This is a genomic window from Tumebacillus flagellatus, assembly GCF_000714935.1.
GTDB classification, from domain to species: Bacteria; Bacillota; Bacilli; order Tumebacillales; family Tumebacillaceae; genus Tumebacillus; species Tumebacillus flagellatus.
Genome location: NZ_JMIR01000029.1, coordinates 23,077 through 48,134, shown reverse-complemented (window position 1 = coordinate 48,134; position 25,058 = coordinate 23,077). Strand labels below are relative to the sequence as shown.

At 52.3% G+C, this 25,058-nt stretch carries 20 protein-coding genes; 18 read left to right on the top strand and 2 right to left on the bottom strand.

What is annotated here, in order from left to right:
• The first annotated feature begins 23 nt into the window (after positions 1-23).
• From EL26_RS16825 to EL26_RS24015, 7 genes are all read left to right on the top strand, one after another.
• Positions 24-1,307 carry a helix-turn-helix domain-containing protein gene (locus EL26_RS16825; RefSeq protein ID WP_038091535.1) on the top strand — a complete coding sequence of 428 codons (1,284 nt, stop codon included), beginning with the start codon at positions 24-26 and terminating at the stop codon, positions 1,305-1,307.
• Positions 1,304-1,882: a hypothetical protein gene (locus EL26_RS16820; protein ID WP_038091532.1), complete on the top strand. Its 579-nt coding sequence runs from the start codon at positions 1,304-1,306 to the stop codon at positions 1,880-1,882. The genes EL26_RS16825 and EL26_RS16820 overlap by 4 nt, the downstream gene beginning before the upstream one ends.
• A gap of 397 nt (positions 1,883-2,279) precedes the next feature.
• Entirely contained in the window at positions 2,280-3,101 is an 822-nt protein-coding gene (locus tag EL26_RS16815; protein ID WP_038091530.1) for a tyrosine-type recombinase/integrase, read from the top strand.
• A gap of 351 nt (positions 3,102-3,452) precedes the next feature.
• Positions 3,453-4,508, top strand: coding sequence for a nucleoid-associated protein (locus tag EL26_RS16810; protein ID WP_038091528.1), 1,056 nt, complete (start codon positions 3,453-3,455; stop codon positions 4,506-4,508).
• A gap of 15 nt (positions 4,509-4,523) precedes the next feature.
• A complete protein-coding gene (gene gapS4a / locus EL26_RS16805; RefSeq protein ID WP_038091524.1) occupies positions 4,524-5,459 on the top strand; it encodes a GapS4a family protein in 936 nt (311 codons plus the stop codon).
• Position 5,460: 1 nt separating this feature from the next.
• Positions 5,461-6,603, top strand: a complete 1,143-nt coding sequence (locus EL26_RS16800; RefSeq protein WP_038091522.1) for a hypothetical protein — start codon at positions 5,461-5,463, stop codon at positions 6,601-6,603.
• 134 nt (positions 6,604-6,737) lie between these two features.
• Positions 6,738-7,715 (top strand): AlbA family DNA-binding domain-containing protein, encoded by a 978-nt coding sequence (locus tag EL26_RS24015; RefSeq protein WP_161780746.1) that lies wholly within the window; start codon positions 6,738-6,740, stop codon positions 7,713-7,715.
• A gap of 395 nt (positions 7,716-8,110) precedes the next feature.
• On the opposite strand, the gene EL26_RS24010 is transcribed toward EL26_RS24015, so the two are convergent.
• On the bottom strand, positions 8,111-10,105 hold the full coding sequence (locus EL26_RS24010) for a S8 family peptidase (protein ID WP_052036509.1): 1,995 nt from the start codon (positions 10,103-10,105) through the stop codon (positions 8,111-8,113).
• A 94-nt stretch (positions 10,106-10,199) separates the two neighbouring features.
• Between EL26_RS24010 and EL26_RS16780 the strand changes: the two genes are divergently transcribed.
• The 4 genes from EL26_RS16780 (at position 10,200) to EL26_RS16765 (ending at position 15,342) form a co-directional block, all read left to right on the top strand.
• Entirely contained in the window at positions 10,200-11,828 is a 1,629-nt protein-coding gene (locus tag EL26_RS16780) for a DUF2254 family protein (protein ID WP_038091520.1), read from the top strand.
• Positions 11,829-11,866: 38 nt separating this feature from the next.
• Positions 11,867-12,745 carry a phosphotransferase family protein gene (locus EL26_RS16775; protein WP_038091518.1) on the top strand — a complete coding sequence of 293 codons (879 nt, stop codon included), beginning with the start codon at positions 11,867-11,869 and terminating at the stop codon, positions 12,743-12,745.
• A gap of 92 nt (positions 12,746-12,837) precedes the next feature.
• Positions 12,838-14,427 carry an S-layer homology domain-containing protein gene (locus EL26_RS16770; protein WP_038091517.1) on the top strand — a complete coding sequence of 530 codons (1,590 nt, stop codon included), beginning with the start codon at positions 12,838-12,840 and terminating at the stop codon, positions 14,425-14,427.
• Between the two features lie 123 nt (positions 14,428-14,550).
• Positions 14,551-15,342, top strand: coding sequence for an HpcH/HpaI aldolase family protein (locus EL26_RS16765; protein ID WP_052036508.1), 792 nt, complete (start codon positions 14,551-14,553; stop codon positions 15,340-15,342).
• A gap of 16 nt (positions 15,343-15,358) precedes the next feature.
• Here EL26_RS16765 and EL26_RS16760 read toward each other — a convergent pair whose 3' ends face one another.
• Positions 15,359-16,312, bottom strand: a complete 954-nt coding sequence (locus EL26_RS16760) for a cation diffusion facilitator family transporter (RefSeq protein ID WP_052036507.1) — start codon at positions 16,310-16,312, stop codon at positions 15,359-15,361.
• A gap of 296 nt (positions 16,313-16,608) precedes the next feature.
• Here EL26_RS16760 and trhO point away from each other — a divergent pair, with 296 nt between their 5' ends.
• The 7 genes from trhO (at position 16,609) to EL26_RS16725 (ending at position 25,024) form a co-directional block, all read left to right on the top strand.
• Complete coding sequence (trhO, locus tag EL26_RS16755; RefSeq protein WP_038091515.1) at positions 16,609-17,559, top strand: oxygen-dependent tRNA uridine(34) hydroxylase TrhO; 951 nt, start codon at positions 16,609-16,611, stop codon at positions 17,557-17,559.
• Between the two features lie 162 nt (positions 17,560-17,721).
• Positions 17,722-18,639, top strand: a complete 918-nt coding sequence (locus tag EL26_RS16750; protein ID WP_038091513.1) for a DHH family phosphoesterase — start codon at positions 17,722-17,724, stop codon at positions 18,637-18,639.
• A gap of 130 nt (positions 18,640-18,769) precedes the next feature.
• Positions 18,770-18,979 (top strand): hypothetical protein, encoded by a 210-nt coding sequence (locus EL26_RS16745; protein WP_038091511.1) that lies wholly within the window; start codon positions 18,770-18,772, stop codon positions 18,977-18,979.
• 132 nt (positions 18,980-19,111) lie between these two features.
• Positions 19,112-21,475: a DUF4350 domain-containing protein gene (locus EL26_RS16740; protein WP_038091509.1), complete on the top strand. Its 2,364-nt coding sequence runs from the start codon at positions 19,112-19,114 to the stop codon at positions 21,473-21,475.
• Complete coding sequence (locus tag EL26_RS16735; protein ID WP_038091507.1) at positions 21,472-22,398, top strand: ABC transporter ATP-binding protein; 927 nt, start codon at positions 21,472-21,474, stop codon at positions 22,396-22,398. The genes EL26_RS16740 and EL26_RS16735 overlap by 4 nt, the downstream gene beginning before the upstream one ends.
• Entirely contained in the window at positions 22,398-23,288 is an 891-nt protein-coding gene (locus EL26_RS16730; protein WP_038091505.1) for an ABC transporter permease, read from the top strand. Before EL26_RS16735 ends, EL26_RS16730 begins: the two co-directional genes overlap by 1 nt.
• Complete coding sequence (locus tag EL26_RS16725; RefSeq protein ID WP_038091503.1) at positions 23,285-25,024, top strand: cell envelope integrity TolA family protein; 1,740 nt, start codon at positions 23,285-23,287, stop codon at positions 25,022-25,024. Before EL26_RS16730 ends, EL26_RS16725 begins: the two co-directional genes overlap by 4 nt.
• The last annotated feature ends 34 nt before the right edge of the window (positions 25,025-25,058 follow it).

Below are 25,058 nucleotides of genomic sequence, written 5' to 3'. Positions count from 1 at the left end.
TTTCATGGATAGGGGGTTACGTAATGGAAACCTTTGGTCAGCGTCTTCGTCAGTTCCGTATGAAAAAAGGACTGTCCCAAACACAGCTTGCAGTAGGGATAGTCACTGCCTCGATGATTTCTCAGATTGAATCTGACAAGGCAAGGCCGTCTTATCACGTCTTGGAACGGCTTGCAGAGAAGTTGGATATCCCAATGGATGAACTGGTTGGAAATGTTCACTTGAATATGAAAATCGTTAGTGAGTATCGTATTGCCAAAAGCATGTTGTCTGCCGGTGAATTTGCAGGGGCTCTATCGTTGTTGGAAAATGTGGTGAAGGGAAACGACGGGAGACTCGATCCGTTTGAGATTCGGTTTGATTTGGCATGCTGCTATCTTCAATTGAATCAACTCCGGGAAGCAGAGCCAGCATTCAAACAGCTTTTGGAGTCCGCGAGTCTCACAGAGCTTCAGGTCGTGCGAGTCCTTCAACATCTTGGAAGCATCGAGTTTAAACGGAAGCGGTATCAGATCGGGGAGCATTATCTGTCTCAGGCTCTTGAGCGTTTGCAAGTATCACGTTCGAAAGATGTGCACCTTCTAGCCTCACTACTCTTGATGCTTGGAGACCTGCAAAAACAATCAGGCCAGTTACAGAAGTCGTTCGTAACTCTACAGTTGGCGCTGCCCATCTTCGAGCAACGAGAAGACATTGAGGGACTTGGGAACTTGTACATGACTCTTGCACAGTCTGCACACGGAGCCGGTCATTATGAACAAGCGAATGACTATGCTCAACGCGCACAATGGTTCTTCGAAGAGTTTCAAAGTCAGTTGGAACGGTTGGCTCTCGAAATGCGCCATGCGGTACTCCAAGGTGAGATGGGGAATCGTGAAGACGCGATTGTGATATTGGAACGGATTGTGAAGCAATATCAGAGACGAGGTAAGGAATTGGAAGCGGGTATCACGAGTGTAGAACTTGCAAAGCTTTACCTAGCCATCGGGAAACTTGATCAAGCTGGCGAAGCGAGTCAAACAGGCCGTGCTCTCCTGCCGACCGTACATTCGTATCAAGCATGGGGAGCCAGGGTACAAGCCGGTATTGCAGAACGAAGAAATCAACAGGCTGTTGCGGTCAAGTACATGAAACAAGCAGCCGATTGTTTCAAACTTACTGACTGCCAAGTTGAGTACGAGGAGACAATGCAAGAGCTCTCCCGTTTGTATGAGTCTCAAGACGACTCCAAAAGTGCGTTACGGGTGATGCGGGAGATGTGGTCACATAGCTTGTCCGTACGTGGGGAGTGGGGAATCGTGCTATGAGTCAGACAGTGTTGCCGAAGAACGTCAGTGATTTTATTCGTATGGAATCCGGGGCGCAACTGCTCATGATGATGTTGGAGAATGCCCTTGGTCATTCACTCAACAGAATTAATCCAGTGGATCGAGCAAACATGGAACGCGAGTACGGTCATGATTTGACGGTTGAATTGGACTTGGAGGAGTTGATCAATCACCTCTCTCTGATTCGTGTGGTCTCTAATCTAAACAGCCGGGCAGAGGAAAGCCTGATTAACTACTGGGCATCGGATGATGGGTCAGTTTTTCTAGCAGATGCAAGGCGATATGTAGCGGATGCGTTGAGAATTGCACCACAAGGTCATCCAGAGAGAGGGAGAGCGTACAAGAACTTTGCGTATCTACTGTTGGCGAGGAATAAAACGAATGCCGCCTGTGAGTTGATAAAGCGGGCAACGGATATCTTCCGGCAAAACGGGCTTGTGGAACCTATCGACGAACTTCTAGAAATGCTCTCGACCCGAACAGAAACCGAGTGCAAGCTCATGCAGGAGAACGTGGCAGCGGTACTCAGAGAAATGGAAGCGGAGGGATCATGAAGTCCATTTCTGAATGGAAGTGTTGGGGACGTGGCTAAGTTACTTCCGGCGACGAAAGAGGGAAGTTGAATCAGAACAAACACGATCCGACATGTTGGCTGTGGAAAGGGATCGAGTTTGAAGCTCCAACGCCATTGAAGGCCACTGAGCTGTTGATGAGCCAGCAGGTAGCGAATCAAAATAATGAACGTAAGATTGGATAAGGGACAGCCGATTAGAGGTTGTCCTTTTTCTTTGGTTATTTTGCGTAGAAATATTACGTAGAATTACAATTCTATGCTATAATACAGATAGATTGGAACGGTCGAATGCGGGTTCATGAGACCTGATTGTCAAAATAACGGGCAGAAAATATTGCGTAGAATTATTTATCCCACTTTTAGAGGAGGAAATGACCATGTTACATAGATTCTTGGAGGAAGGTCTGAGAGGAAAGTCTGCTACCACGATCCGTACATATGAACATGCGATCAAGCAGTTTGACGAGTGGTTGCAAGGAGCCGGTACGAACTTGGAGGAGTATTCCCGCTCAGATGTTCAACAGTACATTGACTATCTGGCCAGCAAGAAAAAGACTGCTGCCACGATTAATAAGATTTGGAGCGCAATCAAGTTGTTTTCCAAGTGGGCAGGAAAGAATGCCGCGATTGAGGATATTTCCGTTGTAAAGCAAGCAGACATCAAGAAGCAAGCTCCTAAGTCCCTCGACACGAAGGAACGCAACAGATTGATTCGGGAACTGGATCGAGCAGGGAACGCAAGGGATTATGCAATCCTCATGACGCTTATGATGACAGGAATTCGAGTAAGTGAACTGGTAGCATTGGATCGAGACGATGTGGAGACTAACGAGCGAAGTGGTAACTTGACTGTTAGATCGGGGAAGGGGAACAAGGAACGGTCTATTCCGTTGAATGTAGAGGCACGTAGAGCCATTCAGAAGTATCTGGGGGAGCGTTCAGACGAGATCGAAGCTCTGTTTCTCAGTAATCGTCGTGAGAGGATTAGCGTTAGGAGCATACAGCACCTTCTAGGCCAGTACGATGTTCACCCTCACCAGTTGCGTCATACATTCATTCGTGGGCTTGTGAAGGAGAATCAGGACATAGCAGTCATTCAGTCCATGAGTGGGCATAGTTCTGCAGATATGATCCTAAGATATTCCCAACCCACAGAGGAGGATAAGATGCTAGCAGTAGAATCGTTATTCAAGAGTTGAGCCGCCATTTGTGGTGGTTTTTTTGCATGGGGGGTGGGTTTACATCAATTGGGCAAATTACTTTCTACTACAGGCCAACAGGTCATTGAGGCTCTCAACCTGAGATTTTCTCGATTCGATTGAGACTGAGAGAGACCGTTAATTGTGCGTCAAGTAAAATGAATTTCACTATATATTATACTGACAGCCAAGTTATTGAAGGGAATATGTCTCTTTATGTCGAACTAGAAAAATGAAAACAAAAGATAACTTTGTGATCGTGTCATCTAAGGTCAAAAATAAGTCACCAAACAGACTTATTGCTATTTGAAAATCTATTACTCTTTTTGTGGTTTGTTAGGAGGACTTTGTATGATAAACTTTTTGCAAGCAGAATTGGATAAGTACATTATCCACAAAGTAGGTAACAAACTCAGACAAGAAGGGATAAACATATCCAGGAATACTACTACTGTTATTGACGAAAGTATAAGAGAGGTATTTTTACGTTTCCTGCTCTCTCCGTTTAATAACAATGAAAATATTTACAGGTTTCATCATCCAACAAATTTAGAGTTGAACGAAGTGTATACTTACGCGTTGGAAATTATGAAGGACAACAATCTATTGAAGGAATACTCAGTCAATATTGCTCGCCATTTATATGAATGTTCGGTTCATCCAAAAGTCAAAAGTGGAGAACTATATATAGTTTTATTGAAAAACTGTATAGTGAACGATAAGTCGACAGATGCAATTGGTATATTTAAGACGGAAAATAAGGATATTTACATAAAAGTGAAAGATGATAATGGTGTTTTTGATGTGATGTACGATGATGGTATTAATGTAAACAACTTAGATAAAGGTTGTATAGTATTGAATGATAATTCTGGATCTGGATTTATCGTAAGTGTTGTGGATTCAATTGGCCGATCAAATAACGAAGCAAAGTATTGGCGAGATGACTTTCTGTCCGTTGTACCATTACAAACAGAACAATTTCAAACAGAACAATATCTAACGATTTTCAATCAGTTTATAACGAAGGTGCAGAGTAACAACGGTAAGGAAGAGCAGATGCGTCTACGTTCAAAAACACTTGATTATTTTACAGATAGGGAATTTTTTAATACTTCGGATTTCTATGATTCGGTTATTAAAACACCTGAATATATTGAAGCTTTCGAAATGTTTAAGAGTAACTACGAAAATTCAAATGGTGTTGACTTAGAAGAGGGTTTTAAGATCGCGCCAAAAACAGTTCAAAAAATGAAAAGGAGATTACGGAATTTGATAAGATTGGATACTGATGTGGAAATAAGAGTGAAAAAATTATATCCCGATAATTATGATTTTATAGAACGAGGATTTGATGAAGATAAAGGTATGTTTTTCTATAAAGTGTACTTCAATCAAGAAAACTAGGAGGTTCTACAACTTATGGGAGAAGAGCAAAAACGATCAGGTGATTTAGGAGAGAAAATTGTTTATAGCATTTTACAGAAAATTGGATGGTCGAGTCCTTCACGGAACTTTGATATTCCTTGTCACAATCAAGAAAAACATAGGCTTAAAAAAAACGATAGAAAAAGCCATGGCATTGATTTCTTGACACATCTTCATAACCCATTAATTACTGATGTTCAGGATACCGTAGTTATATCATCGAAATATCGTGGTAAGTATGGGGTCAGTATAAACACTCAACTAAAAGATTTTATTCGAGATATTGCACCTGCAATAGAATGTCTAAAGAAGAACAAAGACCATAAAGTCAATTTTGGAAATAAGGTAAAAAGGACAAACTACGCAGGAGTGATTTTTTGGTTATCTCGAAATGATGACGATGTTAACCGTGGCGTGATTGAAGAAGTAAGGGATCTGCGTGATCGGAATAATTTTAAGTATGATTCAATATATCTGGTCGATAATAAACGAACAAATTTTTTGCTTGGTTCTATCGCGTTCGCTAAATCGCTAATAGTAGGAGGGAGTGTGGAGTTTCTTTATCCGAACACATCATTAAACGTGCCAGGATTAAATGGTAGACATACTAGTGGTTCCATTTTGCCATTGCAATTCATTAACAGCAGTATACTTCCATTTAGGATTACCGATGGGAATAGAAAAATACTTGTAATAACAGTAATAGATAATTTCGTGGAGGATGAACTATTAAGAATAATTGGCCTTGCCCAAAATCTAACAAACGATTGGGCGAATGAGACTATAATTGCATTTCCTGATTATCGACAATATGAACATGAGATACAAGTAAATAGATCTAAATCCAGATTTATAGGTAGCGAACTAATACGGAATCTTTCTGTAAGATCATATTCGTTTGGGAATTTTCGTACTCTCGAGGAGGAATAATATGAGTTCAAATACTGATCTGTACCCTGAGCCATCTATTGATACCATTTTGCCATTTGGTGAAATCTTCAGGCCGTTAATTGGCCCTTCTTATTTGTCTGAGGCTGATTTGAAAAAAATGTTGAGTAAACGGGGCATTTATGTTGGAAGAGCTGACCTGATTACACCGATTTTATTAAGCTGTATATTTAGTCCGAAGGAGTTTGCGTTTCTTCAAGATAAACAACGTACAAAAGAAAATGATAGAAAGTATAGAACGGAAAATCATTCGTGGATAAATGCAGAAATCACGTTGTCCGATGCATTAGATCAAATTCAAGTCCCATTAGATTTAATTCCTGATGACTCTCCCTTTACAATAGAAGGTGGCATACAGTCCTATTCCGTTGAAGATAAGGAGGGAAATGTCGTCTCGTTTGATTTACCAACACGTCGAATGGATCTTTCTCAAGTTTGGGCGCAACGAAAAACAATACATCCCGGAAAATTGATAATCAAACTTGATAAGGACAAAAAGACACTTGAGTATATTGCAGAACGTACTTCGGCTGAGAGTGGGGAGGCAGTTGAAATACTAAAAAAATTTATTCATTCACAGTTTAGAGAATTCAAATATGTATCGCTGGATTCAATCGAGAACAGGATATTATTCAGATCATTTTCTAACGAGCAACGAATAAAATTTATGCTAGATCTTACCACTGGAGATGGAACAGGGGGGTTCGAATTTAATGAAATTATAAATTTGGAGATTGGTTTCGATAACCAAAAAAAAGTACCAGAAGATATCGTCTGGATGAAGGATACCGTGAAAAAAAGCATCTTAAATGGAAAGAGATTACATGGAGCGAAGTATCTTATTGACTCAAGTTACCATGAATGTACAATAATTGAAAGTATTGAGGCTGTTTATGAATTTAATTATGGTGGCAACATTGGAAAATGTGTAATTGAATACGGGTTTCCAAAATGTTTATCTGCTAAAATGGACGATATTATTCAATTTGAGGTACGTGTAGGAACTCCGCGTTTCAACAAGAATTTTTCAGGGAGCTCGAAATCTGTTGAACAGTATATTTGGAAAAAATTTGATGAAATAAAAACTAGAGTTTACTCTAATATGGCAAGTATATTGGATCAATAATAGTGGCAATACCTTTAAGTTAAAATTCTTAGGAACCGTGTCCGTTCTGGGTGCGGTTTTTTATAATATATGGTGTTAATTGTGTTTTGGAGGTAAACTGAGTTCAGTGACTTAGGAAAATGGAGGTTTTAATAGTGGGGAGTATAGAACGTGCGATCTATTTCATAGAAAACGAGAATGAATCCGAGTACCTAGATTTTAAAAGTTCTAACCAGTATGTCTTTAAGAAAGATTCTTTGATAAAGGATATAATGGCAATGGCTAATTCTAAGTATGAGGGTGATAAATATATTATATTAGGAGTCAAAGAGAGTCCGGATGGTACTAAGGAGGTCACTGGACTTGAGGAAACGGAGATAAGAGATCCTGCAACCTATTACGAATTAGTACTTAGTAACATTGAGCCAGACATAGATTTTAGATTTTTTCATTTTGAGTATAGCGGTAAGCGGGTTGCTGCAATTGAGATAAGTAAAGAGAACAACAGAAGGCCTTATATGCTTAAGAAGAAATATGAGAGCCTACATGCAGGTTATTGCTTAATTAGAAAGGGCTGTCATCAAAACATCGCAATGCGGTCAGATTATGAGCAATTTTTCTCTTCAAACGGCAAAGTGGAAATAGGAATATTGAGGCCATATTTGTCAGCCATCCATGAAGAGGAAGGTTGTGCCGATATGGAAATATTCATACGAAATCTGTCTGATCACCCTGTGACTTTTATTGGAGGGGAATTTATTGTAAGATCTGAGACTAATGAGATTCTAACCAGACATTCCGTATATGGTTTTAATGAATTCGTCGGGTCAGATTTCAAGTTAAGTCTCTCTCCAAAATCAGAACTAGTAGGGGAAATATATGTGGGATTTTCGTCGTCCGATTGTTTTCCATTAGGACTGGATGAATACGGAACCAGTCTTCATAATTATCGGTTTGAACTTACATTTTGGGACACAAACAAAAAGGATTATTCAGCACCAATTGAACAAGGTTTTGTTTACGCGAAGGGGAGCTTTTTGTGGAAAGTCCAATTAAAAAGTGAACAGGAAAAAGGGCAAGAAAATGTGTCGTTCGGTTCACGCTGGCTTAGGAATATGTCTAAAAGAAAATGATTAGATAGACTAACTTATCCGTTAGATCAAAATTGGCTCCAGTTTGTTCTATAACTATAAGAAAGTAGAGTCAATTTGATTGAACGTAGTCCGTAGTAACGATATAATGAATACAAGTGAGTTATCAACAAGACCGAGTGTCTTTTCTTATCGGATCTGAGTGACTACCTCTAAAATCATTGATCTACCAACGCTTTTTCAAGGTGGATGGGGTACTGGTGTCCTTCCCGGTCTTCAAAACCGAGCGGGATAAAAGCGGAAACGCACAGTTAATGACCGACTAGGACGGCAAATCACTTGCCGGACAAAGAGAATCTTTGATCGCAAATTCATAACCCACAATTGAAAAATGCGAATGCCAAAAAGGCAGCAGACCCTCGTCTGCTGCCTTTAGTTCATTTCACCGTATCCCTCGCCGCCGCTACCGCTTTCGAGACATTAATCTCGCCCCAGCCGTAGTAGTCGTCGCGGCCCGCCGGGCCGAGGTCGTCGGCTGTCTTCTGCAAGATGTCGCGGATGTCCTCAGGTTTGAGGTTTTTGTTGATCGACTTCAGGAGACCGGCGACCCCTGCGACGTGCGGGCTCGCCATCGAGGTGCCGGAGAGCGCCACGTAGCGTTTGTTCGGGTACGTGCTCGGGATCGAAACGCCCGGTGCCGTCACCGAACAGTGCGAGCCGTAGTTGGAGAACGTCGCCGTTTCGTTGCTTTCGTCGTTCGCCGCCACCCCGATCACTTCCGGGTACGCCGCCGGATAGCTCGGCTGCCCGATTCCGTCGTTGCCCATCGCCGCCGTGACGACGACGCCCTTGTCATGCGCGTACTTGATCGCTTCGTGGAGGTAATCGGAATCCTCATAATCCCCCAGCGAGAGGTTGATCACGTCCGCGCCGTGGTCCGCCGCCCAATAAATCCCGTCGGCGATATCCGCAACCGACCCGCTGCCGTCGGCGTTCATCGCTTTGACCGGCATGATCTTCGAATTCCAGTTCACGCCCGCGATCCCTTCCAAGTTGTTCGTCCGAGCCGCGATGATTCCCGCGCAGTGCGTGCCGTGGCCGTTGTCGTCCTGCGGCGTGTCCGTGCCCGCCAAGATGTTGCGGCCCGGCACGAGCTTGCCTTGCAGGTCCGGGTGGTTCAAATCCACGCCCGTGTCGACGACGGCGATGATCACGTTCGGATCGCCCGTCGACGTCTGCCACGCTTTGTCCGCTTTGATCAGCGGGAGGTTCCATTGGTTCGACGAGTAAAACGTGTCGTTCGGCTGCTCGACCACCCGTTGCGACGTGCCCGTCGTCGTGGTCGGCGTATCGGTGGACCCGTCGGAGAGGTCGCTGTCGTTCTTCCGTGCATGCGTGTGCGGCTCGGCGATCACGGCGCCTTGTTTCTTAAAGTAGGCGATCATGTCGGCCGGTGTGCTCGTGCTGGAGCGGAAGATATAGCCGTTGCGCAGAGTCGTTTTGACCAAAGACCCGTTGATGTCGGTCGTATAGCGGTTGATTTCCGCTTGGGTCAGCGCCCGTTGGAAACGGACAAGCACTTCGTCCGGCACCGTCAACGCGTGTTTGCGCCCGCGGTCTTGCAGCGACGTGACCTGCACCGACCACGCGGTGCCGTCGACTTTCGCCTTCGCGGAACGGGTCGTCGCTTGCTTCGTGTGGATGCCGCCGATCGCGCCGGACGGTTCCTTGTACAGCTGTTCGTTGGCGCCGTTCGCCCCGTGAATGTTCGTGCGGGTGCCCATCTCTTCGTCTTGGCTTTTCATAACGCTCATGAGATGGCCCATCTCCACATCCGCCGTGAGCGAACCGGTCACGCGGGAGTTGCCGCCCGGCGGATACCCGAGCACGGGAACGGCGAGCGTCATGCCGATCTGCTCGTTCGGATCGCTCTGGCCCGGTTTGTGGTAGAGGTCCGACACGTAGAACTCATCTTGCTTGGCATAGTTATGCGCCGTGGCGTAGAGGCTCGGGTTGAGCGGAGATCCCAACTGCACGGGATCGTGTCCGTCTTGATGGTAGCGAATCGAGACGAATTGCGAGTGCTGTTTCAGATGGTCGCGGAGGATGCGCTGACGGTCTGCATCGGTTGCCGCGTGCGTCAGTTCGTTGGCGATCTCCGTCAACATCGTGCGGCAATCGCGCACGCAGAGCGCGGCGGTGCGGGCGATGTCCTTGGCGACGACCGTTTCGTTGCCTTTGTTTTTTTTCGCTTGCAGGGCTTGGATCATCGCTTGGTGGTTCGGCTCTTGCACGTGCATCGTCTTCGGCATCGCGGGCCCCGGTTCCGCGCTTTTGCGTAGAGGAGCGGGCTGAGAACCCTGCCAGTACAGGGGGGCCACGAGCCCGACGGTCAACAGGGTGATCAGACCCCATTTGGAACTCCGTTTCATAAAGGATCCCTCCTGCGGGCGGATTTCGTGTTCCTTGGTAGTATTTTCGCCTGCCTTCTTCAGATACTAAGTAAAAAAAGGGAGGGAAGACCGCGTGCGTCCATCCGCGTTGCAAGCTCCTGCGGCCAAGGTGATCGGGCAACTGTTGCTCTCGTGGTTGCTGATGGGGATCATCTTCCGTTTCACGCCGCCGTTTTTCGGCGGAGACTTGGATACGGCGCGCAACTACCTCGCGACGCTCGCCTCGACGCTGGCGACCATCCTCGCGCTGTCGGTGTCGGTGATCATGGTCGCCATTCAATTGACGGCGAGCAAGTACACGCACCGCGTGCTGGATTTTTTTGTGCGCTTTCCTTACAACGCGTCGCTGTTGTCGTTTTACTTGGGCACGATCGTGCACGCCATCTACTTGATGTCGCGCATCTCCGACACGCCGGGCGACCGTCCTCCGGCGTATATCGACCAAGGGATGAGCGCCGATTTGTTGTTGTTGATCGCGTGTTTTTTTTCGCTGTTGATTTACTTGTACCACGTGATTCAGCTGTTGAAGCCGGAAACGATCGTGTTGGGGATTCAGCGCGAGTATCTGGCGTCCTACCGCAGCGGCGATACCCAAACCGCGCTTGATAAAATCGAACAAATTTGCGACATCGCCAAGAAAGCCGTCTCCGAAATGGACGCCGTCACCGCCGACCTTTGCGTGGAAAACATCGCCGAGATGATGCACGCCGCCAAACTTCCCTCCGAACAGGCGGACGACGTGCTGTGGTACCACGAGCGCATCGTCGGGCAGTTGGTCGGCATCGCAAGCATCGCGTTCAAGGAGCGGGAATTGGCGGTCTCCAAGCGCGTGCTCGATGAATTGCAGGAGATGGGCATGCGCTATGCGGAAAGCGGTTCCCTGAAAGCCGCTTCGACCGTGCTCGACGCCTACGCGCTGATCGTGCGCAACAATTTGGTCGGGCAGCAGATGATGAACATGATCCAGACGGCGGTGGAGTCCGTTTTTTCCATTACGGGCCATGTGGTGAAAAGCCGTCCGCTCTGTGCACAGACCCGGCAATTTGTTCTCCAGTCGTTTCGCAACCTCGGCGAGATCGGCAAGCTCGTGTTAAAAAGCGAAACGTACGGCCACAGTTTCGTCGCCAAGTGCATCGTCTCGCATGCGTTCGGGCAGCTGCTGTCCACGCTGATTTCGAACAACGGCATCGAGCGGATGGGCTTGGTCAAGGCGCTGTTGTTTGAGTACATGAAGCTGGCGAAGCGGTTGGTGTTGAAGTCGGAAATCCACGACATCGTGCAGATTACGACGTGGCTTCGCAACGAGATGATTCCCTACCGTCACGATCCGGATCGGGTGTATCCGTATCTGTATTTGTACATGCTGCTTACTTCGTCGTCGCTGTATCTGCGGCGCACGGATGTGGTGATGCTCTTGGTGCGGGCGGTCGGGAAGTATTTTGCCCCGGATGAGCAGTTGCTGTACACGCTGTGCAAGAGCCGGATTGAGATTCGGCATTTCTACGATTACCATGAGCCGGAGCGGTACTTGATCAACATGTTCGTGCTGTGGCGGTCGTATCACGCTTATACGAAACGCTATCCGTCCGGGCCGGAGCGCAATGTGGAGTTGGGCGATACGGTTGAGGACAAGGAATTGTGGCGGGATTTGTTTGACGGGATGGACCCGGATGAGTTTCTCGGGCAGGATGCGCTCCATTAGATGGAGAAGAATCCTTCTGGAAACGGAGGATGTCGACGATGTTTGTGTTTGAAGGACGAGTTTGGGAACCGACTCCGCTTGGCAAGCAGACGCATAACGGGGTGTTTGCCGTGGAGCGGTATATCTTGAAGACGTACCACACCCGCTGGAAGCAGGCGCACGAGAAGTTCGCCATGCGCGCGCTGGCGGGTGTTTTGCCTGTGCCGGAAATCGTGGACGAAGGCATGTGGGAGGAGCGTCCGTTTCTGCTCATGACCAAATTGCCGGGCGAGACGGCGGACGGGCTGTGGCGTTTTTTCTCCCATGAGGAAAAAAAGAAACTGGTCCGCACCGCCGGGCAGTGGTTGCGGAAGATGCATGACACCCTGCCGATGTCGTTTATCGGCTTGATCGACGAGCACGGGAAGTCGAGGGGCGGGTATTTCTCCGGTTGGGGGGATTATCTGTCAGCGGATGTACAGCGGTGGCGGGGGATGTTGGAGAAAGAGGGTGTGTCAGACGCAGGCTTGCTTCAACGAATGACTTCGCGTGTCGTTTCGAGACAGAGTGAGCTCAACGAACTGCGCCTAACCGCTTTCCTCCACCGTGACTTCGGACTTCGCAACTTACTCGTGACCGGCGACGGATCGCTGTCCGGCGTGATCGATTTTGAGCACGGCTTGGCGGGGGATCCTTGGTCGGATCTGGTGCGGATGACGGCGGAGAGGCTTTTTTTCGAAGAGGAATTGCTTCAGGTGTATACGTCTGCCTACTTAGGACGCGAGATGACGCCCGCCGAGCGCGACCGCCTCGTCACGTATCTCGCGCACCACGCCGTCTCGCAATTCGGCTACGGCTGGCGCGAAGGCGTGGAGGAAGAAATCGAACACGCCCGGCGCCTCATGCGTTGGGTGGCGGCACAGGACGGCGGCTGGTAGGGAATCCCGATTGTTTTTCCCCCTTTTCTCTAGTAACCTTGTATACATAACTATACAAGAAACAGAATACAGAAGAGGGGTAGGAGCCGTAGATGCGCAAGTGGGTTCTGGGAGTGGGAGCTGCGTCCGTCGTCCTGTCTGCTTCTGCGGCACACGCCGCCGCGACATTCACCGATATCGCGAACAGCTATGCCAAACAACAGATCGAAATGCTCGCTCAAAAGGGCATCGTATCAGGTAAAGGTCAAGGGCTTTACGACCCGACTGCTCCGATCACCCGCGAAGAATTCGCGACGATGCTGGGCCGCACGCTCGGACTGCAACCGCTGCCAAGTGCCGTCGCCGCGTTTCGTGACGTGCCGAGCAGCCGCTGGTCATATCCGTGGGTGCAAGCGGGCAACGCGCTGGGGATCATCAACGGAACCAGCAACACCGACTTTGCGCCCGATGAACCGATCACGCGGGAGCAAGCGGCGATCTTGCTGGTCAAAGCGACGGAAAGCAACTTGACTGCCGGCACGACAGCCGCGGCCAATTTGCGAGTTCCGTTTGCAGACGCTTCGAAAATTTCCGATTGGGCCAAGCCGTATGTATACGACGCCGACCGTTATGACCTGATGCACGGGGACGGCGGCAACTTCCGCCCGTCCGCGCCGATCACCCGTGAAGAAACGGCGGTCGTGTTTTCCCGCATCTTGGGCAAAGCCGTTCCCGCCGGCGCTTCCGCCGCGAGCGACGATCTGATCCAACTCGGCTGGCAGTTCGCCGAGACGGACACCGCGTTTGAACAAAAAGTGGCGAGTTCCGGCACGGTCAACACGCTCTCGCCGCGTTGGTTTTTTCTCCAAGAGAATTACAAAGTCAACCAGTACGTCAACCCGTCCATGGTCGAGTGGGCACACCAACGCGGCAAGAAAGTCTGGCCGCTGGTCGGCAACCACTTCAACAGCGAGTTGACGCACCTCTACCTCTCGCAGCCGGACAAACGCGCCAAACTCGTTCAAGACTTGATCGGGTTTGCCGACACGTACCATTTGGACGGCTTGAACATCGACTTTGAAGGAGTTGCGCCTGCCGACCGCACTTCCTATTCGGCGTTCATCCAAGAACTCTCCACCGCCGCGCATGCGAAAAACTTGCAAATTTCCGTCGACCTGCCGCCGAACTTCCGCACGGACTTCACCGGCGCGTACGACTATGCCGCAATCGGGAAGAGCGCCGACTATCTCGTGCTGATGGGCTATGACGAGCACTGGAACGGCGACCCGCGCATGGGCTCCGTCTCTTCGCTTCCGTGGTTGGAGCGAGGCATCGACTCGTTTCTCTCCGCCGTGCCTCCCAAGAAAGTGATCGTCGGTTTGCCGTTCTACACGCGCGACTGGTCGCTCTCCGGCAGCAAGATGACGTCCAAGGAAGTCCTCTTGCCGCAACAGAACTTGATCGGCGCTTCAAAAGTGTGGGACAGTACGGTCGGGCAATACGTCGCCACGTACACGGCAAGCGGCGTTCAGCACACGATCTGGCTGGAAGATGCCCGCTCGCTCGCGCTCAAATTCAACGCCGGCCTCGACCGCCGCGTCGCCGGATTCGCATACTGGCGCATCGGCGGGGAAACTCCGGATATCTGGACGTCTCTGCAAAACGCAACCCTTTATAAAAAAACAACCCTGTCCGCCCAGTAACACCTGAATTCAAACTTTCTCGACAACATACGACAAAAAGGCGTGAAGACGACAGGTCTTCGCGCCTATTCTGTAGAAGTTTACTAGTCGTGTAACGAAATACATACAGGTGGGTGACATTCCATGACATTGAAAGAGCAAATTCAAGCAGAAGCAAACGTATACGGCACTTGGCTGCGCATCCCTCATCCGAACCTGGTGGAAATCTTGGGCCGCAGCGGGTTTGACTTCCTCCACATCGACATGGAGCACGGGCCGATCGGCATGCACGAACTCGATTCGATGCTGTTGGCGGCCAAAGCGACCGGCATTCCGGCGATGGTGCGCGTGCCGCAGGTGGAAGAGTCGATCATCGGCAAGGCGCTCGACCTCGGGGCAACGGGCGTGGTCGTGCCGCGAGTCAACAACGCGCACGACGCGCTTGAGGCCGTGAATGCGGCGTTTTTTGCACCGCTGGGGCAACGGGGTCTCGGCGGAGCGTGCCGGGCGAACGACTTTGGCAAGTCGAGTTTTCAGCAGTTTGCCGAAGAAGCCAACCGCCAGACGGTGCTCGCGCTGCAAATCGAGACCAAGGAAGCGGTGGAACGCATCGACGAAATCCTCGAAGTTTCGGCGGACGCGACCGATGTGTACTTCATCGGGCCGGCGGACCTCTCGCAGTCGCTCGGCGTGCCGGGTCAATTTGACAATCCGCTGCTCATCGAGACGATCCAATGGGTGACCAAGCGCATCCAAAAGCGCGGCAAGAAAGTCGGCATCCATCTTCCGAACCCGGCCCTCGCGCCTCGGTTTGCCGAGCTTGGGATTCACTATTTCACGTCTTCGTTTGACCTTGGCATCGTCTCCGAAGGAGCGAAACTGATGCTGCAAAAACTGAAACAACAACCGCAATCTCGCGATACGATTCAATATTAAGTGGAAGAAACCAGTCCTACGGAGCAGGGCTGGTTTTTTTCTTCTTCGACTTGGCGCGGGCTTCCAAATGAGCTTGCTCATCCTCCGGGTACCAAGGGTTCAAGTGCACGAGCACTTCGTAGACGTCCTCGTGATTCTCCATGATCGACCGCTTGATGTCGCGGGAGACGTCATGCCCTTCTTGGATCGTCAAATACCCCGGCACGCCGACGCGCACGTCGACGAGGATGTAATGGCCGTGCTCGCGGGCGCGCAGGCGGTCGAGGCGCTTGACTCCGGGAACGGCGAGCACGAGCTCGATGTATTGGTTCAGTTTTTCACTGTCGATGTTCTTCTCCATGAGGACGTCGAGCGCTTCACGTCCCATCTTCACCGCGATCTTCAAGACGAGCACCGACACGATGATGCCCGCGACCGGGTCTCCGTAGGCGAGATACGGGAGGTTCGTATACTCGCCGATCAATCCGAGTCCGACGCCGATCAGTGCGGCGACAGATGCGTACACGTCGACCAGATGGTCGTAGGCGGTGGCGATCAGGCCCTTGGACTTGGTCTGCTTGCCAAGGCGCATCGTGTACAGGTACAGAATTTGTTTCCAAACCAGCGAGAGAAACGCCGCGATCAACGAGATCACGTGCGCGACAGAGGGCGGCTCAAACAGCGCCGTAATCGATTCATACGCGATAAAAATTCCGGCCGCAAACAGAATGACCGCCACCAGCGTCGACGCGAGCACTTCCGCTTTGCCGTGGCCGTACGGATGGTCTTCGTCGGCGGGACGGTTGGAGATGCGCATCGAGCCCACCGTGGCGGCCGACGCGATCACATCCGCGCCGTTGTGCGCGCCGTCGGCGACCAACACTTGACTTTGAAAGAGCACGCCGACCACGATCTTGATGACGGTCAGCAAGATGTTGCTGATCAAACTCACCCAGGCGGCAACCATGCCGGCTCCTTTTTCTGCAATCATAGAATCTTGCCCCTCTCCATCATTCTTTCCTCGGGGAAACAATTCGGGCCTTCAATCCCGATGTGATTGAAGGCCCGTTCTATTTCCAATGTCGGTATGGGTAGTTTGTCGTTCTCGTCTCTTGCTCATTCGCAACACCTACTTTTTTGATCATCGAGATTTCATTGTATCATATGAAAAAGATGGCAGACAACCTTCATGTGCTCGACAAAATGTGCTATAATAGTGAGCGGTATTTTTTACACCGCATCATGCACACTAAGCAAACAGCATGGACGAGAGAGGTGGACATTCTGATGAAGTACCGCATTTTGCTGTACTACAAATACACGAAGATTGAGAACCCGGAGGCGTTTGCCGCCGAGCATCTAGAATACTGCAAGAACCTGGGGCTCAAAGGCCGCATCATGATCGCCGAAGAGGGCATCAACGGCACCGTTTCCGGCACGGTCGAGCAAACGGACGCGTACATGAAACATATGCACGAAGATCCGCGGTTTGCCGATTTGTGGTTCAAAATTGACGATGCGCCGAAGCACGCGTTTCGCAAGATGAAAGTCAAAGCGCGCAAGGAGATCGTCAACTGGTCGATGAGCGAGGAAGACGATGTCGACCCGAACCAGGTCACCGGCAAATACCTGACTCCGAAGGAATGGAAAGAAGCGATGGAGTCGGAGGACGTCATCATCATCGACGGGCGGAACGACTACGAATACGACATCGGCCACTTCAAGGGCGCGATCCGTCCGGAAGTCGAGACCACCCGCGAATTCCCGCAATGGATTCGAGAGAACTTGAGCCAGTTCAAGGACAAGAAAGTCCTCACCTACTGCACGGGCGGCATCCGCTGCGAAAAACTGTCCGGCTTCTTGGTCAAAGAGGGCTTCCAAGACGTCTCTCAACTGCACGGCGGGATCGTCACCTACGGCCACGACCCGGAAACGCAGGGCGAGGGCTGGGAAGGCAAACTGTACGTGTTCGACGAGCGCATCGCGGTTCCGGTCAACAAGATCGAAGACAAAGTGATCGCGAAGTGCTACCACTGCGGCAAACCGCACGACCGCTATGTCAACTGTGCAAACCCGTTCTGCCACAAGCAGCACGTCTGCTGCGAAGAGTGCGAGCCGCTCCACAAGCGCTCCTGCTCCAAGGAGTGCGAAGAGCATCCGGCGAACCGCTACGAGCTGGAGCTCCAGATGGCGCGTGAAGAAGCGGCGCGCGAACAGCAAGAAACACAAGAGGCATAAGCTCCAATCGAGACAATTTAGAGACAGTCCTTCGGGACTGTTTCTTTTTTTATCAAGCGTGCCGAAAGATTCAACAGAATTTTATTGCATTGGTAGTTTTGGACTAGTAAAATGAAATTAGCTTTTTTGACTCGTAATGGTAGTTTTAACAGGAGGAGAACTATGCGTCTGATCACACGTTCCGACTTTGACGGATTGGTCTGTGCCATGCTCTTTAAAAAAATGGGGATGATCGACGAGATGAAGTTCGTCCACCCGAAAGACATGCAAGACGGACTGATCGAGGTCACCGCCGACGATATTTTGGCAAATGTCCCTTATGTACCGGGCTGCGGCCTGTGGTTTGACCATCATGCCAGCGAATTGTTGCGCATGGGCGAGAAAGTCGACTTCCAAGGGGAAACCCGCCTGGCGCCGAGCGCGGCGCGCGTCGTCTACGAATACTACGGCGGCCGCGAGAAGTTTGGTCCGGAGCTCGACTCGATCATGGAAGGCGTTGACAAAGCCGACTCCGCACAATTCAGCGCAGACGACATCTTGAATCCCAAGGGTTGGGATCTGCTCTCGTTCATTATGGACGCGCGCACCGGTTTGGGCCGGTACCGCGATTACCGCATCTCGAACTACCAGTTGATGGAGGATCTCGTCGACTACTGCGCGCACATGAGCATCGAAGAGATCTTGGAGCTGCCGGACGTCAAGGAGCGCGTCGACCGTTACTTTGAACTCGACCGCGAATTCCGCGCGATGCTCTTGCAGTACACCCGCACCGACGGCAATGTCATCATCACCGACTTGCGCGGCGTCGAGACGATCTATCCGGGCAACCGCTTCATGGTCTATGCGCTGTTCCCGGAGCAAAACATCTCGATCTGGGCGATCGACGGCAAAGCGAAGCAAAACGCCGTGTTCGCATGCGGCCACAGCATCATCAACCGCACGTCGCAAACGGACGTCGGCGCGCTGATGCTCGCAAACGGCGGCGGCGGTCACAAACCGGCGGGCACCTGCCAAGTTCCGTACGCAGAAGCGGACACTGTGCTTCAACAATTGATCGACACCATGAAAGCCAACGGCTGATCGAGAGCTGACGGCAATCGCGACGAACCGAGCGGCCCCTGCAACTCGGTTCGTTTTTGCAGGCAGGAACTTGTCAGTGGTTGGCGAATACGTTGAATATGGTTTTAACAGGAAAAGGAGCGTGTCTTTCATGCGCAACATCGGCACTGGCAAGGTCGAATACTTTCTCCCGGACGGAAGCCGCCGCGAATTGGAAGGGGAAGTCGAGCTGAAGGGGGACCGTGTCGTGGTGACCGAGATCATCTTCATCAATGGCAACCCGGGCGGGGCCCGCGAAATCAACATCCCTTCCAACCTTTGCGTCGTGTACTGGAAGCCGGAAGTGTACGACGAAGTATAAGCCTGCAAAGGATCGGTCGAAAAGGTAAAAATTATCAAAAGTTGCGGTAACTTTTGTGGAAACGATGCGTCTCACTTAGTGTGAGGCGTTTTTTTATGATTCCTGTTACTTTTTCCCCTTAGGAGGTAAGGCATGAAGAAAAAAACGAGAGGGCGCAAGACCGGGGCGTTTCTCGCGGCGGCTGTGTTGACGAGCGCGCTGTGGGCTCCGGCTGCGTGGGCCGCAAGCGATCTGAAGATGTCGTCCAGCGTCGGCTGGGACGGCACTTTTAAATTGGAAGCTCCCACGTTTGTGGGCGTGACGATTGAAAACCAAGGCGAGGATCTGAACGGCCGATTGGTCGTCGAACCCGCGAACCCGCAAAACGGCGGCAACGTCGTCTCCGGGGTGTATGAGAAGGAAGTCGTGCTCCCCAAGGGCAGCACCAAGACGTTTCAAGTGGAAGTGCCGGGCGGGCTGTTTTACCAGCCGGTCAAAGTGGTGCTTCTCGACAGCCAAGGCAAACAGCTGAGCGACTCCAACCCGAGCTTGGTTCCCGTGCAAGACGGCGTGCTGCTCGGCGGCGTCTCGGAGAAGAAGGACGACCTCAACGTATTCTCGCTGGTCACATCTCCCTCTGTCGGCGGCAAAGTGACGCTGAAATGGTTGAAAAACGCCGACTTGCCGGACCGCGCCGAGCTGCTGCAAGGGCTTGACGTGTTGACGATCAACCATGCACCGGCCGAGAAGCTCACCGACGAGCAAGTGCAGACGATTCGCGAGTGGGTGGAGCGCGGCGGGACGCTGTTGTTGTCAGGCGGGGCGAGTTACCAAGGCGGCGGCAGTCTGTTTCAAGACCTCTCGCCGGTGAAAGTGACGGGAACGGGCAAAGCGACCGACTTGACCGACTTGCAGCGCTACACCGGCATCAAGCCATCTGTCGGTGAGTTGAATGTGTCGACCGGCTCCTTGGTCGCCGATGCGAAAGTGCTGGTCAAGGGCGGAAGTTCGCCGCTGATCGCCGAGCGCGATTTCGGCGCGGGCCATGTGCTTTACGCCGCGTACGACTTGGGTGAAGAACCGTTCGCGTCGTGGCAAGGGAACAAGGAGCTCTGGGGCAACGTGTTGCGCGAGGCGGACTTGAAGCCGTCGCATATGCCAAGCCAGATGAACGGCGCGATGCGCGGAGTGGACCAGCAGATGCAGCTGATCTCTTCGTCCCAGATGTTTCGCGATCTGCTGCCGGGGTACAAAACGTCGGCGGTGGTCTTTCTCGGTTACATCGTGCTGGTCGGGCCGCTGCTGTATTTCGTGTTGCGCAGACTGAACCGCCGCGAGTGGGGCTGGGCCTTGATTCCGGCGACGGCGATCCTGTTTACGGCAGGCACGCTCCTGTTTGACGACGGGCCGCGCAGCAGTGGAACGCGGGCGCAAACGGCTGCGATCATCAACTTGAAATCGGACAAAATCGCCGAAGTCAGCGCCGGGTCGTCGTTTCTCGTCACCAAGGGCGGCACGTACGATGTCGAGTTCAAGGAAAATTCCTTCGTCTACCCGTCGTACCTGAACATGAGCGGCGACAGCAACGCCGAGGCGCGCACGGTGCTTGGCGACGCGAAGCCGAGCATCCAGTACCAAAATGTGGAGTATTGGTCGCTGCGCAGCTCGTTTGCCCAAACCACGTTGAACGACCAAGGGCGCATCCAAAGCGATCTGCACATCGACTCGTCCGGCAGTCTCACGGGACAGGTAACCAACAAAACCAAATTCGATCTCGAAAAAGTGTACCTGCTGATCGGCAATCATGCCTATAAAATTGACGATTTGCCGACGGGCAAGAGCTTGCAGGTCAAGCAATCGATTCAAACCTCCGCTTCCGGGACGGCACCGGGCATCTCCTATATGGAGCAGATGTTCCCGTACGGCATGGGCGTGATGGATCAAGAGTTGGAGCAATACCGCAGTCTCATCTCGTACGCGACGTCTCCGTGGGACCTCGGCACGGCTCCGGTGCAACTGGTCGGGTTCACGAAAGCACCGCTGAACCTCTATACGATCAACGAAAAAACCGTCCAAAAGGACACGACATTGAGCCTCGTGCGCCAAGTCTTGCCGCTGCAGACGGACGGCTCGACGTCGTTGCCCGCCGGGTTGATCCGTCCTGTGATTTTTGCAATGGACGGCAACGTGTTCATGTCTCCGGAAGGGCTGCGAATGGCGACCGGTTCCGCAACGCTTGAATACAAGTTGAAGACGAGCCCGGATTACCGGATCGACAAAGTCACGACCAACTTCGACTCGGCGGCGTTTGCGATGTATGACAAGCAGATCTACAACTTTAAGACCGGGCAATGGGTTCCGGTGGCGAAGGAAAACACACCGGTGATCACCGGCGACCTGCTTTCACAATTCGTCTCGCCGGACGGGAACTTGCGCGTGAAGTTTAGCACCACGACGCCGCAAGATCAGTTTTTGCAATACCCGGCGGTCGCCGTCGAAGGGAAGGTGTCGCAATGATTCGCACAGTCAATCTCACCAAGCGCTACGGGAAGTTCCTCGCGGTGAACCAATTAAACCTGCACATCGAGCAAGGGTCCGTTTTTGGCTTCGTGGGCCCGAACGGCGCGGGCAAGTCGACGACGATGTCGATTCTCGCCACGCTGATGGAGCCGACGTCGGGGCATGCGTACGTCGGCGGTTTCGATGTGACGAAAGACCCGGACAAAGTCCGGCAGTTGATCGGCTACATGCCGGACTTTTTCGGGGTGTATGACAACTTGACGGCGGTGGAATATCTGGACTTCTACGCCGGGGCGTACGACATCCCCAAGGAAAAACGCCCGGCGTTGATCCAAGACTTGCTGGAACTGGTCAACCTGTCGATGAAAGCGGACGCCTATGTCGACACGCTTTCCCGGGGGATGAAGCAACGCTTAGGCTTGGCGCGCTGTCTCGTGCACGACCCGCAAGTGCTGATCCTCGACGAACCGGCGTCCGGACTCGACCCGCGCGCGCGCATCGAGATGAAAGACATTTTGAAAGAGCTCAAAGCGATGGGCAAGACGATCATCATTTCCTCGCACATCTTGCCGGAGCTCGCCGAGATGTGCGACACGATCGGGATCATCGAACAGGGTCAACTGATCGCGCTGGCGCCGGTCGATCAAATCGCCTCCCGCGTGGCGGGGCATCGCGTGCTGCGCGTGAAGCTGTTGGAGCGCGCCCAAGAAGCGTACGACCAAGTGCATTATTTGGAGCATGTGACGAACGCCGACGTGCAAGAGAACACGCTGCTGATTCACTACACGGGAGATGAGGCAGGGCAAGTCGCGCTGCTTTCGAAATTGGTGCAAAACGGGTTGCCGGTGCTGAGTTTTGCGGAAGAGGCGGGGAATTTGGAAGAAGTGTTCCTCACCGTGACGAAAGGAGTGGGGTCCTGATGCAGAAGTACTTGGGATTTCAAGTGATGAACCCCGTGCTGGTCAAGGAATTTCGGGGACGGATGCGCACGATCAAAACGCCGCTGCTCTTGGCGATCTACTTGCTGGTCGTCGGCGGCATCACGTTTGGCTATATGTATTTGCGCTATTCCAATCAGGTGTTTTTCCGGCCTGGGGAGAGCAAAGAGCTGTTTTTGATTCTCTCGGTGCTCCAACTGATTCTGATCGGGTTTGTCGCGCCGGGTCTCACCGCCGGGACGATCTCCGGCGAACGGGAGCGGCAGACGCTGAACATCCTCTTGACGACGCACCTCTCGCCGACCAAGATCGTGCTCTCGAAATTGGTCTCGTCGCTGGCGTTTATCGGGCTGTTGGTGTTTGCGACGCTGCCGGTGTACGCAATCGTCTTCCTCTACGGCGGCATCTCGCCGGGGCAGTTGGTCGGCGTGTTCGTGACGTATCTCGTCTCCATGTTGCTGTTCGGCTCGCTCGGAATGTTTTGTTCCGCGTGGTTTAAGCGCACCGGCGTTTCGACGGTGCTTGCCTACGGGTTGTCGCTGTTCCTGCTCGGCGGCACGGCGATCCTGACGTTGTTTTTGTCGGAGTACATCAGTATGTACCAGTACCGCACGTACGGGTCGCATGTCGGGTTCCCGGAGATCTTCTATTTTGCGGCGCTCAATCCGGTGATGAACTTGGTGTCGGTATTTGAGCCGAGCGTCGTGATGCTCGGGCAGAGCAACGGGACTTCGGCGGCGCAGGCGATTCCGATTCAGCCGACGCTGTATTACGCGTTGGTGTACGTTCCGGTGTCGGCGTTGCTGTTGTTCTTCAGCGTGCGGATGGTCTCTCCGGTGAAGAAAAAGCTGTTTCGCAAGGCAGCGCGATGATTCCGCGCGAACTGTTGACGGGGCTTGCCCCCGTGCGGCGAAGACTGCTCGGGCAGCGCGTGCTCGGCACGGGCTGCCGGGGGCTTCTCGGCGGAATCGGCGCGGCGGCGGGCTTGCTCGCCGCCGCGCGTTTTTTTCCGATCCTGTACAACGTGGAAATTTCGTTCGGGTTGATCGGGGCGGGGTTGCTTTGCGGCGTCGTCCGGGGGCTCGTGAAGCCTCCGACCTGGCAGCAAGCGGCGGCGGCAGTTGACCGCTGCGGCTTGGAAGGACGGGTCGCGACCGCGTTGCACTTTGCGGGAGAGGATACTCAGATTGCCAAGTGGCAGCGGGAAGAGGCGATCGAGAAGCTCTTGCAGGTGCAAGACGAGATCGCCGAGATCGTGCCGATCGGATTTCAGCAGGTGTCCCGCCGAACGTGGTCGGGGATCGGGGCGCTGGTGCTGACGACGGCTGTGTTGCTGTGGGTGTACAACCCGCTCGACCTCGTCGCCGCCGAGCGTTACGCCGTGCACCAAAAAGCGGAACAGATCGCCGACGCCGCCAAGAAAGCGGCAGAAGAAGCGAAGAAAGCCGGGCTTTCCGAACGAGACAAAGCCAAGCTCGACGACGCTTTGCAAAAACTGCAAGCGGAGTTGCACGAAGCCAAAAAACAAGAAGACCTCGAACGCGCCCTCGCCAAAGCGGAGACGAAGCTCAAAGCGGTGCAAGCGGATCTCGCGAAGCAAGAAGCGGACCGCAAAGCGTTGGCGGATGCATTGGCGAAAACGGAGGCGGGGAAAGCGCTGGCAGACGCCTTGAAGAGCGGCGATGCGAAAAAAACCGCCGAAGCGATGCAAAAGTTGAAAGACCAACTCAACAGTCTCAGCGAGGCGGAAAAAAAACAACTGGCAGACGCGCTGGCTCAAGCGGGCGCGGAGGCGAAAAGCGCCTTGAAGCAAGCGTTGAGCCAAGCGGCGACGGCGATGCGGAGCGGCGACCTCGCGAAGATGCAGAGTGAACTCGGCAACCTCGTCGACATGATGCAAAACGGCAACAACGCCGCCGGGACTGTCGGGCATGTCGGAAGCGCTCTCGCCCAAGCGGGCGGGATGGCAGATCCGAATGCAACGGCAGACGGGTCGTCATCCAGTTCAGACGGCGACGGGAGCGGGCAAAGTTCTTCTGGCGGAGACGGATCATCTGGACAAGGGCAAAGTTCTGGAAACGGCCAAGGCTCTGGAAACGGGAAGGGCTCTGGACAAGGACAAGGCTCCGGAAACGGACAAGGCTCTGGACAAGGACAAGGCTCCGGAAACGGACAGGGCTCTGGAAACGGACAGGGCTCCGGAAACGGACAGGGCTCTGGAAACGGCCAAGGCTCTGGAAACGGCCAAGGCTCCGGACAAGGCCAAGGCTCCGGACAAGGCCAAGGCTCCGGTTCCGGCACTGGCGGAACGGGCTCCGGTTCCGGCGGCTCGGGATACGGTTCCGGCCAAGGCAACCGCTCGCTCGTCATGGTTCCCGCCGGATCGTTTGGCACAGGCGAAACCGGCTACGACACGGGCGGTTCTCCCGGCGGCGGAAACAGCCAATTGACCGACGGCCAAGGCCAAGTCACCCCCGGCGTCGCCCGCCCGTACCAAGAAGTCTACCGCCAATATGAAGAAACCGCCCGCCAAAGCGTCGAACGCAACAACCTCCCGCTCAGCGAACAAGAACTGATCCGCGAATATTTCACCGGCATCGCTCCCTGACCGAGCCCCATCCATTTCATTTACAGCTCCATTT